Raw genomic sequence first — 12,982 nt, forward strand, 5'->3', positions numbered from 1 at the left:
CTGCGAAGATTTTCCGCAGGGTGATTTTTTTCTGTCAGATATCCGTTCTGTCCCATTTATCACACAGTGACTGAATATCTCTTGCAAAACGATCCAGATCTTTGTTCGGGCAGCCTTCATTCTTCCGGATTATGGTCATCAGGCGGCGTCCCATAGCCAGAAGTTTCTCGTATGCACGTGCAGCTTTGGTTGTCTTCGGTGAAGCGGTTGCCTTTACAATACGGACTCCCACAGCTTCATGGATACATTTATTCTCCAGAAGGTCATATTCGGTTCCGCTGAACGGCGCTGTGGCATCATATCCCAGTTCTTCTCTCAGTCTCTGTGCAAAAACCTCTGTTACCGTATCGTCTCCATGTGTGACAAACACATGCTTCGGTTTCGTCTCAAATGCCTTCGCCCAGTCCAGAAGCCCGTTTACATCTGCATGGCCGCTGATTCCGGGCATCCTACAGATTTCCGCTGCTACCTGCACAGTCTCACCAAACAGTTTCATCTCTGTGGCACCTTCCAGCAAAGCCCGGCCAGGTGTTCCAATTGCCTGGTATCCTACAAAAAGTACTGTATTTCTCGGGTCCCACAGATTGTGTTTCAGATGATGCTTGATACGTCCTGCATCGCACATACCGCTGGCGGAAATAATCACCTTGCAGTTTTCGTCAAAATTGATGGCTCTGGAATCATCTGTAGTAACTGACGTCTTCAGACCCTGGAAAGACAGTGGATTAATCCCCTTCTTTAAAAGATCCATCGCTTCTTCATCATAGCAGGTGTAGGCATTCTCACTGAAAATCGTAGTTGCCTCATTGGCAAGAGGACTGTCTACATATACGGTAAATCCATCGTGTCCATGGACCAGACCCATCTCCTTGATCTGACGAATAAAATACAACATCTCCTGGGTACGGCCTACTGCAAAGGACGGAATTACCAGATTACCTCCTCTGTCAAAGGTTCTCTGGATAATCTCAGCCAGCATAGCCGGATAGTCCGGCCTCTCTCCGTGACTTCTGTCTCCATAGGTAGATTCCATAACAACATAATCTGCCTCTTTAATATATACCGGATCCTTAATCAGCGGCTGATTAAGATTACCGATATCACCGGAAAATACGATTTTTTCCTTTTTATCATCCTCGGTGAGCCAGATCTCAATGCTGCTGGAACCAAGAAGATGTCCTGCATCTACAAAACGTACCTCTATTCCTTCTGCAGGTTTAATAATCTTATCGTACGGACATCTGACAAAATTCCGAAGCACTCCCATGGCATCTTCCATAGTATAAGCAGGTACAAATTCCGGCTTGCCTTCTCTGCGGCCCTTACGGTTTCTCCATTCTGCCTCAAACATCTGGATGTGTGCACTGTCACGAAGCATAATATCACAGAGATTGCAGGTCGCCTCTGTTGCATAGATCGGTCCCTGATAACCCTTGGCATACAAAGCGGGAAGATTTCCTGAATGATCCATATGTGCATGCGTCAGAAGCACAAAATCCAGATCACCTGGAGCTACTGGCAATTCCTTATTTTCGTAGTAGTCCGGTCCCTGTTCCATTCCATAATCTACCAGGAACTTCCGGCCCGCCGCTTCCAGATAATAACAGCTTCCGGTCACCTCATGCGTTGCGCCGATAAATGTTATCTTCATGCATAAGCCCCCTTTTCCGTCCGGTGTTTTAAAAATTTCTGTATCACAGAAAGCGCTGAATCTGGCAATCATACAGAGAATTTCCTGAAACACCGCAATTTATAAAATAACGTGTTCAAACAGAATTAACGGACATTCTGTTTAGAAACGGCTTGTTATTGTATTTATTATACACGAAATGTTTTATTTTTGACAGTCTTTTTGTGGAATATATCGAATTTTTAGAATTGATTTTTGGAGAATTGTTTTTATTTTTCAGAATATTTCAGAATTTTTGAATTCTCCCCGGCGAAGGTAATGTAAGTTTACTGGATTTTTGTTTTTTTTAAAAGGGGGTGAACATCACCGGGGATTGAATTTTGGATTTTTTTATTTGATGATTGTTATTTTACCAGAACGCCTTTGGTTAAGGTTGAGACAGATTCTTTACTTCCGTCTTTTGCTGCATGATAGCCACGTACACGGTAGTAGTAGCCGCTTGGTACAAGTACTGTTAAGTTTTTATCAAGATTGGTAGCATTAGAGGCTGTAAATTCCCAACTCTTATATGTAGAATATGTTCCCTTCACTTTTCGCTCCAGTGTTAAAGTCAAATAAACTGTACTGCAGACATGATGGCACTGTGTAATTCCTGAGATGGCAACTTTATTGCTGGCCAATTTATTGATAGCTGTAGTTCCAAAGTTCAGATTATTTCCACGTAACATGCTATACGTTGTATCTTCAGCAAAATCTTCATCTGTTTCCAGATCACTATCGGCTATTTCTCCGGCTGAAGCAGTAACTACACCTATACTACCAAGACATAATACTAAAAATAAGATTCCGAGCACTCTTTTCATTTTTCCTATCATACTTGCTCCCTTCACTCCTGTAACTTCCATTACATAAACTTATACGATATTAAAATAAAATGCTCTCTTAAAAATGTATATTTTCTATTAATTTTATAAATTCTTTTTCTTCCATATTTCCGCTGATTTGATAAAATGCTCTATCTGTTTTCCAATATGCAACATAATTTTCTTTCTTATCCTGCTTATCTTTTACTTTTCGTATTTCAATTTCAAATTTTTCATCTTTTATTTTTAATGATTCTATTATCTGCCCATCAAGAACATAATCCGTTGTCTTACTGTTATTTCTATAATCACTGATATAAACCGTTATAACAGATTTTCCATAACAGTATTCCATTAATGCAATACCTGTATTGGAATGGATTAAATAATCTTTATACTTAAAATTTTCGGGACGATACATAAATTTAGGAATTTTATCAAATCCCATTTGATTTTTTATATCATCAATCGCACCTTGCTCATCTCTCTCAACTTCATCACTGGTCGCATCATTATCTATACTAATGCTCGTATCATTTCCCGTCCATATCTTCACAGAATCAATAAAATAACTCCGATTCGCCTGGCTGGTCATTCCTGCGGCGAATACGCCTGCTGCACATACAAGCACCACAGCCGCCACACGGGCCAGTTTATGATGCCTTTTTTCAGGAAGATAGACAATTTTTTCCTTTGTATCTGCTTTATGGTCATCAGCCTCTTTGCTGCCATTTTCTTCATCTTCTTCATAAACCCCATCTGCTTTCAGCCTCGCTACAAGTTTCTGATAAGCAGCTTTTGCCTCTTCTTCTGTTTCCCCGTCATCTGGAAGGACTCCATCCGGAAACAGCACTTTTTCCATTTCGTCGATTTCTCGTTCGTATTCTTCTGCCAACCATTTTTTCAGTTCATCATCCCTGAAATCTACCATTATTTTTCTCCTGCAATCGTATCTTTCCTTGACAATTCCTCCGTTAGAGTTCATATTTAATGATAGTATATATGACTATTCAGGAGGAATCCAAATGAAACACATCGTACTTACCGGCGGTGGTACTGCCGGCCATGTAACTCCAAATATTGCCCTGATTCCAAGGCTCAAGGAGCTTGGTTATCAAATTTCCTATATCGGTTCCTATAATGGAATCGAAAAAAAACTGATCGAAGAACTGGGAATTCCCTACTATGGAATCTCATCCGGAAAGCTGAGACGTTACTTCGATCTCAAAAACTTTTCTGACCCGTTTCGTGTCCTGAAGGGCTTCAGCCAGGCCAGAAAAATTCTCAAAGAGCTGAAACCGGACGTTGTTTTCTCCAAAGGTGGATTCGTTACCGTTCCAGTTGTAATTGCTGCAAAACGCTTAAAAATTCCGGCTCTTATCCATGAATCCGATATGACCCCGGGTCTTGCCAATAAACTCTGTCTCTCTTCAGCATCTAAAATCTGCTGTAATTTTCCTGAGACAGTTGCAAATCTTCCTGCCGAAAAAGCAGTTCTTACAGGAACTCCAATCCGCCAGGAACTTCTTTCCGGAAGTGCCGAAGCCGGACGCAAATTCTGTGGTTTCACAGCGGACAAACCGGTACTTATGGTCATCGGTGGCAGCCTTGGTGCAGCCTCCGTCAATGATAATGTACGCAAAATTCTCCCTGAACTTCTGAAAGAATTCCAGGTTGTCCATCTTTGCGGAAAAGGTAAAACAGATGAAAGCCTTAACGGTACTGCCGGATATGTTCAGTATGAATATATTCAGGATGAGCTTCCAGATCTGTTCGCCATGGCTGATATCGTAATTTCACGTGCAGGTGCCAACGCAATCTGCGAAATCCGCGAGCTTCATAAGCCTAATCTTCTGATTCCACTCTCAGCAAAAGCCAGCCGTGGTGATCAGATTCTCAATGCCCGTTCTTTCGAACGTCAGGGCTTCAGCATGGTACTGGAGGAAGAAGAAATCACAGAAGCCAAACTTCTGGATACAATCCGCCAGCTTTATACTGACCGCCAGAAATATACAGATGCCATGGCAGGAAACGGCCGTGTGGATTCTATCAGCAAGATTACCGATCTTATTGAAGAGTGTGCCCGTTCCTGACACACCGCTCTCATACAGAAAACTCTGCCATTTCTTTTTCAGATACGGCAGGGTTTTCTTTTTTTATTCGTATACTTTCCGAAATTCTTCTTTCAGCCAGCGCTTTGCCTTATATATCCTGTTATTAACGCCACTTTTGGTCAGTCCGTACTCTTCTGCAACTACTTCAACGGGAACATCCAGATATTTAACCTGAATCAGAATGTCATAATTAACAGGCTGCTACTCACGAAATCTTTCCAGTACCATATACATAAATTTATTCTTCTCTTTACGCAGAAGTTCTTCTTCCGCATCAACCGTCTTATATACATTCAGAACTTCTGTAACGTCGGCTGTGCAGATAACTTCATGCCGGAAACTGGATTTCTTTTTGTAATCCATCGCCTTATTCACCGATGCTCTCCGTATCAGAGAATACATCATTTTTTCATTATCAATATTCAGATGTTTCCGCTTGGTATACATTTTGTAGAGTACATCCTGACTGACATCGTCGGATATGTTCCAGTCATGCAAAACTCCGTATGCATATGCTCTGGATATTTTTCGATACTTAAGGTAAAACTCTTCATATGTCTGATTTTTCATTTTTCCTCTTTAGTAGGTATTGATTAGTCTCTGACCTTTTTTAGAATTTCGTCTCTCACCTCATCACTGAGTTCTCCCGGAGTCCAGGTCAGTCCAACTCCGTCTCCTTTATATCTCGGAATCAGATGCATATGAAAATGAAATACAGTCTGTCCCGCAATTTCTCCATTGTTCTGCACAATATTAAAGCCATCGCAATTCAGTGCGTCGCTAAGCTTGCCAGCCATTTTTTTTGCAAGGATCATAGCTTTTCCTGCAGTTTCATCCGGAAGCTCATAAATATTGGCTGCATGTTTCTTTGGAAGAATCAGTGAATGCCCCTTGCTGGCAGGACCCAGATCAAGAATTACCCGAAAATCTTCGTCCTCATAAAGTGTTGCTGCCGGAATTTCTCCATTTGCAATTTTACAAAATATACAATCTCCCATTTTATTGCCCTCCTGTTTCAGAAAATATTTTCACTTATTCTTATTGTGTCGTATTTTGTCGATTTTTTCAATACTGTTCTTGTTGATATTTGAAATTTCTGATGTTAATATTTCTCCGAGGTGATAATATGTGCAACGATGACACAGTCAGTAAATTAAAAAACGATTTTCATTACACACTTTCCAAATTTTCTCATGAAATCCGAAATCCTCTAACACTGATCAGCAGTGAACTCCAGATGATTTCTTCCGCTCATCCAGAAGTTGAAGATTACGACCACTGGAACGATGTCATGGATAATCTCGCTTATGTAACAGATCTTCTTGATGATCTTTCTGTTTTTAATAATGCAGGACGTATCCGGCTGGAAGCCACAGATACCTGCGATTATCTGAAAACAGTAATTTCTTCCATCAAACCTACTCTTGATTATCTGGGTATTACTTTTGAATCCCATATCCCGGAATCTCTTCCAGTTTTAATGCTTGACAAAATTCGAATCCGGGAAATGCTGCTGAACCTTCTGAAAAATGCATGGGAAGCCGTTCCTGTTCCCGGCGGAAAAATTTCCGTATCTGCTTTTTCCAAAAAATCCGGTATCTGTATCGATATTAAAGACAATGGATGCGGGGTTTCAAAAGAACTGCTGGACAATATTTTTCAGCCGTTTTTCACAACAAAAGAATCTGGCACCGGCCTCGGACTTGCCATTTCCAGACAGATTATTGAAGCTCATCACGGCAGTATCTCCATAGAGAGTACTCCTGGTCAGGGAACCGTTTTCCATATTTTTCTTGGATGATAAACGATTACAGCAGCAATAAAGCCACACAACAGACCGCCTGCATGGGCTGCATTATCTACTCCACCACTTGCAAAGCCGAAATAAAGAGAAAATGCAGCCATAAGCAGCATCTGCTTCATATTCAAATCTGCGACTCTTCCTCTGTGACGTATGATCACATAAATCATTCCACCCATCACTGCAAAAACAGCTCCGGAAGCTCCTGCTGACAGTGAATAATTTCCTGTCCGCATATCCCAGATCAGAGAAATCAGATTCCCGCCCAGTCCTCCAAGAATATAAATCAGCAGAAATTTCATTTTTCCGTTAACTGGTTCCAGGCGCTGTCCCAGAACAAACAGTACCAGCATGTTATTAATCAGATGTGGCGCACCGAAATGCAGAAACATACTGGTAATCATGCGATACCATTGTCCCTGCTCTATGATAAGTGGTGCATAAACAGCACCACATTCCAGCATATGCTGTCCATTCTCTGAACCACCGGTGAATTCCACAATAAGAAAAATAAGAGTATTCAACAAAATCAGTAGTGCAGTCACAGGTTCTCTCTTTATTTCTTCCACTTTAGTCCTCTTTTCTGCAGTTTTTCATGATAGTCTCAAAAACTGCGCCGTTATAATCTGAAAATTCAAATCTATTGGACTATTTTAACAGATTTCCATTATACAGACAACCTGTGGTCCATTATATAATACGACATAAACCTGATATTTTCGCTCTGTTATTTCAAAAAAATATAACGAGCCTGTGCAAAATCCACTTCATCTTCGTCTTCCAGAAGGCGGTCTTCTCCGTTTTTCAGGATCTGGCCATTAACAGATGTTCCATTTCTGGAATTCAGATCTGTCAGATAATACTCCCCATCTCTTTTTCGAATCTTTGCATGGATACGGCTTACGGTAGGCATATTGATCACTGCATCCGCTGCAGTCTCCAGCTTTCCGATTACTGTAATATCCCGGTCCAGATATATGGTTGCCAGCTCTCCTGGCTCATGGCTGACCAGAGTAGCCGGTCCCTTTGTTATTCCTGCCGAAAGAACTACGGTCTCTCCAAAACACTCCGTATTTTCTTCTGATACTTCGTGCTCTTTTATTTCCGGCTGTTTTTCTTTTTCCTGCGGAATCTCATAAATATTCTTTTCCTGAAAATCTCTGATCCTGTCTGTTTCCTCATGAGGATTCTGTTTCTTCTCAGGAATCTTTTTCATCAGAATATAACTCAGCATTCCAAGGACCATCAACCCCAGAATCACAGACAGAAATACGCCGGTGCTTACTCTTGGAAGATATCCTGCCGCCATTCCCGCAGTAATTCCCAGAAGAATCAGAAGTGCCAAAAGAAACCCTGCCGTTTTCCACAGTCTGTCCCTGTTCTCTTTTTTCACCTCTCTGTTATTTGGCTTACTGTCCTTTTTCTTTTTTTCCACCCCGTCCAGGTCTTCTCTGTTCCAGTTTTCCATCTGCCAGAGTTCTTCCTGTTCTTTATGCTCTTCCTGGCTTTTCTCTGCCTGCTTAAATGGCTTCTTTTTTTCGTATGCGGCAAAATCTGATGCCTTTCCATTTTTCACTTTATAAAGTTCTTCTTTGATATACTCCAGGTGAAAACTATCTTCCAGTGCACGTCTGTATACGCCATATCCCAGCATAACCGCTTTTCCGTCTTCATGATTCAGCTTTGGAAGAATATATTCAGCCAGATTCTGAAACTGTTTCTGTATCTCGCTGTGAAATCCTGGAAGATAACAGAACCGGACATTCTGTTTTTCCGCATCCAGATAAATATATTCCGGTTCCAGAATCAACTGGCAGGGATTCAGAAGATACTCGGACATTGCTTCCATAACCTGGACAAATCCTCCCAGAATTACCTGAAGTTCTTCCATCCCAATCTTTTTTTCTTCAAAAAGAGCAGTCATTGAATGCCTGGAAGTCACATCGTAATACACCATGAATTTTCCATCTATCCCCTGAATCCGGCACTGAAGAAGATCCGGTACTGCATTTGCCACAATCATTCGAACCTGATAGGAATTGGTATCAATTGCCTCTTCTCCTGTCAGAATCAGATAATTATGATTCATGTCTCTCTTATATTCTGATTTCATTTTATTTTTTCACCTCTTCCAAAACATCCACCGTTCCCTTCACTTTACGTATCCATCCTGTCGGACGCAAAACAGCTGCCTTTCCGCAAACTTCAATCTTCCATTTCTGTGACAGAAAACCAGCCGGTACATCCATCTGATAGGTTACCTGTACGGTTTTCCCTGCACTGGTCTGCATACTTAGGTTTTCACCACCCGGAAGTCCGGTACTCCCAAGCATTCTACCCTGAATATCTGCTTTTTCATATATGTCTCCGTCTTTTTTATAACCTTCCATACTTCCACTGACTGCCGCCTCATATGCCGCTGACGTCAGCCATGCCCGGTTATGTACAAAAAAATCCAGATACAGAAGCCCCATCAACACCATGAGGATCAACGGCATCAATAATGCCGCTTCTATTGTAAAACTTCCTTTTTTCAGTTTTTTCATAAAAGTATTCCTCCCAGATATCCGACCAGCAGAAACGGTGCAAAAGGTATTTCCGTATCACGCTTCTTTTTAAACACCAGAAGCTGCAGGCCTGAATAGATTCCACACAGCAAAAGCGCAGCGCAGAGTACTCCCAGTAATTCTCCACTTTTCAGTACAGATCCCATTGCCAGAATCAGAAGTCCGTCTCCAAATCCGATTTCCCCCCTGGTCAGCACCGATATCACCGCCGCAATTGTACCTGCTCCCATAGAAATCAGCCCATCTGCCCAAAACGTTCCTTCCCATATTCTCCACAGAATTCCCCCTGCAAGAAAAACACTTAATACCGGAACACAAATTTCTTTTTTCCGAATGTCTGTCCATGTATTAATTCCCAGGAATACAGTCATACAGATTTCCAGCCTGTCCATAGTCTTCCTCCTTTTAACCACAGCGCCCGCAGGCACTCATTTCACCGGATACTTCTGCTTCTTTTACCATTCGCACAGACCGTTTCAGTGCACTGCAGCTTTCCCTGTTGTGAAAACGATTGCTCTTTTTTGTAATATACACAGTTCCCGCCGGTTCCTGCCCGCGACTGCAAAGTTCACATGCCTGATATTTTTCCCCATATGTATTTTTGAGATTTTTTACCGAAGATCCGGATAACTGCTGCACAGACAGATTCAGATAACTGCATCCAAGTGTTCTGTGATACACGGTTCCAGACTCTGTCACATAGACCATTGGCTGGCTTTCCACTGCATCATTTCCTTCTTCATAGAGCACTCCTGTCCATGCATGAACCTTTACCGTGTTGTGGAACCATATTTTTGGAAGCGGAATCAGACCACCGATAGGCTGATAGGAATATACATCCGGCAATGTAACAGTTTCTGCTCCGGAACTGCCAGTTCCATAAGCATACATTCCTGCCTCTTTTGTTTTCTGGCATAAACCAGTCAGATGCTCTGTCTGGACTCTGTAAATATCCATAAATGAAATCAGTGCAATCACTCCAAAAAAGAACATTGGCAAAACCAGTGCAGTCTCCAGTGTAAGACTTGCTTTCTTTAAAAAGGTGCACGGGGATACTTTTTCAGAAAGCGGTTTTCTGCTTATCGGGGAAAACAGAAATAACCTTCCTTGAGAGCGCCTTTCTCTTTTTTGATCCAGTCTGTTTATCTGATTTTTATCTTCTTTTTCTTTCTGAAAAAGCATCCCTGTGCACCTCCTTTTCTATTCATAGGCATACTGCCTTGTAACCGTAAATATTTTCTTTTTGTTTGCTTTTACATCTGCGGATGCTTCCAGTGCAACAACACAATGATCCATCTGAAATCCCGGTCTTTTTCCTTTTTCACGGATCGCACATTCAATCATATCCATTCCTCTCGTAACTTTTTCCTGTTTTCCTTTTGCCATAAGAAGAACCCGGAGATAATCCTCATAAGACATCCCTCCACTGGAATCTTTTCTGGAAGAATCCAGCCTGTCCAGAATATGCGCCAGATTTTCCAGAGATAGCTGCCAGTCTGCTGCTGTTTTTACAAGCGGAACATGCCCGCCTGCAAACAGTTCCCTCACATCCAGAATACTTTCCGCAAACGCCCAGCAGAATATCAGTGCAGCTTCAATTACTACTGCTGCCGGCGGAATCAAAAAACCCGATGCAATTGCCAGAGCCAGTGTTTCTACCTGGATACGTTTTCCTCCGTCAGAAATTAAATATGCCATATTCACGCCCTGACGGATCAGAAGCAGTTTTGTTGCTACAGATTTCAGATTCTCGCGGTCACTGTTTTTTCCTCCCAGAATATACTCCACCTGGTAGTTCAGTCCCGAAGACGCAGGCTTTCGATAATTTCCCAGTTTTTTCAGCAGATACTGGCCAAACAGAATTCCTGAAGTATAGGAAGTATCTGACTGAATATCCGAATTCATTACCATTCCCGTCTGAAGTTTTCTTCCTGACGCCAATGTTCTCCTGTCTGTGGAAGCATCTGAAATTCCACGTTCTGCCGGAACTACCAGATCGAGAAGTCCCATTTTTCGGACTCTTCTGATAACCGGAATCGGATTTTCTACGGTTGTATCTGCTCCACCGGTAAAATCATCTCCACTTCCTCCATCTCCGAAATCTCCCTGTTCCTTCTGATTCTCCTGGTTATTCTTTGCTTCTTCACTTTTCTGCGCCGCATTTGAAATCTCAGAATCATAGGAATCCAGACTTCCACCGTTTTCAGACTGTTCTCCTTTTCTCTGCGCTTCGTCTGTTTTTTCTTCCTGGTCTTTCAGTTTTTCGAGAAGGATCTGTACCCCCTGACTTCCGAGTGTTTCCCGCATATAACCGGCAGCCTGCTGATAAAAAACTTCTCCGTCTCCGTCAGTCAGCAGACGGTATCCATTAAATCCTCCCTGCAAAAGTTCCAGTTTCTGACTGTTCTGTTTTAATACAGGTTTCATATAGGACTCAAAATTATCATACACAGAGGCCATATCTACCTCATCTTTTCCACCTGCATAGAATGCGAACAGATCATAATTTTCAAGCAGTGTCCTGTCGTACTGCCCGAACAGGGAATAAAGTCCGATATCCATACTGTTCAGTATCTGCGTCCTGGCAGCTGACATACGTACAGATTCGATACTGGCACATACAAGTGACAGAACAACACTCAGAATCAGCGCCAGAAAAATCGTAATACTGCCTTTTTTCACTGTCTTTGCCAAAGGGTACCTCTCCTTTCCAAAACGGTAAATCATCGCTTACCGTTTTTTATCCTTCTCAGATTGAATTACTTTGTTTGGTGATTTTTGAAAGGATATTTTTAACAAGCGAAGTGAGCTGTTGCTTAAAGATGACAACCAGACTGATCAGAACCACCAGAATCAGAATAATCTCCACAACTCCCACTGCATCTTCTTCCGCCACAAATTCTTTCATATATTTCCAGATATTTTTCATTTGTCACCTCTCATTTCTGTGTTTTCACACGGTTCTTCTATCCGCCGTAAAAGGAAAGACAGGCCGGCAGCATAATTACTGCCATCACAACCAGAAGCATCAGTACCATCGGAAGAAGCAGTTTCGTTGCTGCCGCCTCGCCCAGTACTCTTGCCTTTCTTTTTCTTTCCTCCCAGGCTTCCACAGATTCTTTTTCCAGTAAATCAGACAGATACCGGCTTCCTTTCTGAAGATTCTGAATCAGAAGTGTTGACAGCGTTTTATATTTTACCTGTCCACACCGCTCTCCAAATCTACGATAAGCCTCTGCTTCCGAAACGCCGCTGTCCATCTCATAACATGCTGTACGGATTTCCTCATATGCTGCGCGTTTATTTCCCTCTTCTCTTTTTCCATAATCCATGGCAATTTTCTGAAATGCCTTTCTCGCAGTTAAACCTGCCTGTACCAGAAGAGTGAATTTCATAACCAGCCCCGGATAATCCATCAGCATCTGTTCTCTTCTCTTTATCTGAACAGATTCTTCTTCTCTTCTTTTTGCGATTACCACTGCTGCTGCCGCAACCAGTCCCAATGCGGAAATCAGATTTCCGGTTGTATCCTTCGGCTGCTCCCATTCCAGGTGTTTTCCATTCCATTCTTCCGGAAGATAATAGTACCTGGGATCATTCTTTTTCTGGTTATACTGTACGATCATATCCTGCAGTTCTTTCTCGCGCTGCTGTTCTTCGCTCAGTTCTTTCTCAGTTTCCGGCTCTTCCCCGGACTTTTCCGTTTCCTTTTCCGGCACCTGCACATACAGGGAGCCGGCTTTTTTTCCGTCTACAGATACTATGAATTTCTCTTCGTAAGCACCTGTCTCCTCTTTTTCCATACGGTATCCGGATGAATACACCGTACCTCCGCCACTTTGAACGGTCAGAAGCATTCCGATGATATTTCCGGCAAGCGCTACCAGGATAAAAAGTTTCTGTCCTTCTGCATTCCCTGCCCACGGCGGCAGACGCCCCAGCTTTCCGGCAAGAAAAGCTCCAAGAATCACCATAAATATCACAATATGTATCCACATCACACACAC

The 12,982-nt window shown here is 42.3% G+C and carries 15 protein-coding genes; 2 read left to right on the plus strand and 13 right to left on the minus strand.

What is annotated here, in order from left to right; all coding sequences use genetic code 11:
• Positions 1-34 precede the first annotated feature (34 nt).
• The 3 genes from GPK88_RS02235 to GPK88_RS02245 form a co-directional block, all read right to left on the minus strand.
• A complete protein-coding gene (locus GPK88_RS02235; protein WP_173771622.1) occupies positions 35-1,651 on the minus strand; it encodes an MBL fold metallo-hydrolase RNA specificity domain-containing protein in 1,617 nt (538 codons plus the stop codon).
• A gap of 383 nt (positions 1,652-2,034) precedes the next feature.
• Positions 2,035-2,505 (minus strand): DUF6147 family protein, encoded by a 471-nt coding sequence (locus GPK88_RS02240; RefSeq protein ID WP_180215121.1) that lies wholly within the window; start codon positions 2,503-2,505, stop codon positions 2,035-2,037.
• Positions 2,506-2,572: 67 nt separating this feature from the next.
• Positions 2,573-3,424 (minus strand): DUF4367 domain-containing protein, encoded by an 852-nt coding sequence (locus GPK88_RS02245; protein WP_173762354.1) that lies wholly within the window; start codon positions 3,422-3,424, stop codon positions 2,573-2,575.
• A gap of 94 nt (positions 3,425-3,518) precedes the next feature.
• On the opposite strand from GPK88_RS02245, the gene murG reads away from it, so the two are divergent.
• Complete coding sequence (gene murG / locus GPK88_RS02250; protein WP_173762355.1) at positions 3,519-4,586, plus strand: undecaprenyldiphospho-muramoylpentapeptide beta-N-acetylglucosaminyltransferase; 1,068 nt, start codon at positions 3,519-3,521, stop codon at positions 4,584-4,586.
• Between the two features lie 222 nt (positions 4,587-4,808).
• Here the strand turns inward: murG and GPK88_RS02255 are convergent, their stop codons facing one another.
• Together GPK88_RS02255 and GPK88_RS02260 are read right to left on the minus strand one after the other, a co-directional pair.
• Positions 4,809-5,177 carry an RNA polymerase sigma factor gene (locus GPK88_RS02255; protein WP_215707503.1) on the minus strand — a complete coding sequence of 123 codons (369 nt, stop codon included), beginning with the start codon at positions 5,175-5,177 and terminating at the stop codon, positions 4,809-4,811.
• A gap of 23 nt (positions 5,178-5,200) precedes the next feature.
• On the minus strand, positions 5,201-5,605 hold the full coding sequence (locus GPK88_RS02260) for an HIT family protein (RefSeq protein ID WP_173771626.1): 405 nt from the start codon (positions 5,603-5,605) through the stop codon (positions 5,201-5,203).
• A 128-nt stretch (positions 5,606-5,733) separates the two neighbouring features.
• Between GPK88_RS02260 and GPK88_RS02265 the strand changes: the two genes are divergently transcribed.
• The gene (locus tag GPK88_RS02265; RefSeq protein ID WP_173771627.1) at positions 5,734-6,408 is read left to right on the plus strand and encodes a two-component system sensor histidine kinase NtrB; all 675 of its coding nucleotides are present in this window, start codon (positions 5,734-5,736) and stop codon (positions 6,406-6,408) included.
• Here the strand turns inward: GPK88_RS02265 and GPK88_RS02270 are convergent.
• From GPK88_RS02270 to GPK88_RS02305, 8 genes are all read right to left on the minus strand, one after another.
• Positions 6,375-6,977 (minus strand): rhomboid family intramembrane serine protease, encoded by a 603-nt coding sequence (locus GPK88_RS02270; protein WP_330626526.1) that lies wholly within the window; start codon positions 6,975-6,977, stop codon positions 6,375-6,377. The genes GPK88_RS02265 and GPK88_RS02270 overlap by 34 nt on opposite strands.
• Before the next feature lie 158 nt (positions 6,978-7,135).
• Entirely contained in the window at positions 7,136-8,521 is a 1,386-nt protein-coding gene (locus tag GPK88_RS02275) for a DUF6382 domain-containing protein (RefSeq protein WP_148445931.1), read from the minus strand.
• A 1-nt stretch (position 8,522) separates the two neighbouring features.
• Complete coding sequence (locus GPK88_RS02280) at positions 8,523-8,954, minus strand: TadE family protein (protein ID WP_148445933.1); 432 nt, start codon at positions 8,952-8,954, stop codon at positions 8,523-8,525.
• On the minus strand, positions 8,951-9,367 hold the full coding sequence (locus GPK88_RS02285) for a prepilin peptidase (protein WP_148445935.1): 417 nt from the start codon (positions 9,365-9,367) through the stop codon (positions 8,951-8,953). Before GPK88_RS02285 ends, GPK88_RS02280 begins: the two co-directional genes overlap by 4 nt.
• A 13-nt stretch (positions 9,368-9,380) precedes the next feature.
• Positions 9,381-10,157 carry a hypothetical protein gene (locus GPK88_RS02290; protein ID WP_148445937.1) on the minus strand — a complete coding sequence of 259 codons (777 nt, stop codon included), beginning with the start codon at positions 10,155-10,157 and terminating at the stop codon, positions 9,381-9,383.
• Between the two features lie 18 nt (positions 10,158-10,175).
• A complete protein-coding gene (locus tag GPK88_RS02295) occupies positions 10,176-11,669 on the minus strand; it encodes a DUF5702 domain-containing protein (protein WP_243278976.1) in 1,494 nt (497 codons plus the stop codon).
• Between the two features lie 55 nt (positions 11,670-11,724).
• Complete coding sequence (locus tag GPK88_RS02300) at positions 11,725-11,904, minus strand: Flp1 family type IVb pilin (protein WP_173762360.1); 180 nt, start codon at positions 11,902-11,904, stop codon at positions 11,725-11,727.
• 37 nt (positions 11,905-11,941) lie between these two features.
• Positions 11,942-12,973, minus strand: coding sequence for a type II secretion system F family protein (locus tag GPK88_RS02305; RefSeq protein WP_148445941.1), 1,032 nt, complete (start codon positions 12,971-12,973; stop codon positions 11,942-11,944).
• Between the last annotated feature and the right edge of the window lie 9 nt (positions 12,974-12,982).

Origin of the sequence: Blautia sp. MCC269 (assembly GCF_018785655.1) — a bacterium.
Lineage (GTDB): Bacteria > Bacillota > Clostridia > Lachnospirales > Lachnospiraceae > Blautia_A.

Bases quoted from the DNA above. Each gene is read 5' to 3' on its own strand.
- GPK88_RS02235 (WP_173771622.1), bottom strand. From the start codon at position 1,651: ATGAAGATAACATTTATCGGCGCAACGCATGAGGTGACCGGAAGCTGT.
- GPK88_RS02240 (WP_180215121.1), bottom strand. From the start codon at position 2,505: ATGATAGGAAAAATGAAAAGAGTGCTCGGAATCTTATTTTTAGTATTA.
- GPK88_RS02245 (WP_173762354.1), bottom strand. From the start codon at position 3,424: ATGGTAGATTTCAGGGATGATGAACTGAAAAAATGGTTGGCAGAAGAA.
- murG (WP_173762355.1), top strand. From the start codon at position 3,519: ATGAAACACATCGTACTTACCGGCGGTGGTACTGCCGGCCATGTAACT.
- GPK88_RS02255 (WP_215707503.1), bottom strand. From the start codon at position 5,177: ATGAAAAATCAGACATATGAAGAGTTTTACCTTAAGTATCGAAAAATA.
- GPK88_RS02260 (WP_173771626.1), bottom strand. From the start codon at position 5,605: ATGGGAGATTGTATATTTTGTAAAATTGCAAATGGAGAAATTCCGGCA.
- GPK88_RS02265 (WP_173771627.1), top strand. From the start codon at position 5,734: ATGTGCAACGATGACACAGTCAGTAAATTAAAAAACGATTTTCATTAC.
- GPK88_RS02275 (WP_148445931.1), bottom strand. From the start codon at position 8,521: ATGAAATCAGAATATAAGAGAGACATGAATCATAATTATCTGATTCTG.
- GPK88_RS02280 (WP_148445933.1), bottom strand. From the start codon at position 8,954: ATGAAAAAACTGAAAAAAGGAAGTTTTACAATAGAAGCGGCATTATTG.
- GPK88_RS02285 (WP_148445935.1), bottom strand. From the start codon at position 9,367: ATGGACAGGCTGGAAATCTGTATGACTGTATTCCTGGGAATTAATACA.
- GPK88_RS02290 (WP_148445937.1), bottom strand. From the start codon at position 10,157: ATGCTTTTTCAGAAAGAAAAAGAAGATAAAAATCAGATAAACAGACTG.
- GPK88_RS02300 (WP_173762360.1), bottom strand. From the start codon at position 11,904: ATGAAAAATATCTGGAAATATATGAAAGAATTTGTGGCGGAAGAAGAT.
- GPK88_RS02305 (WP_148445941.1), bottom strand. From the start codon at position 12,973: ATGTGGATACATATTGTGATATTTATGGTGATTCTTGGAGCTTTTCTT.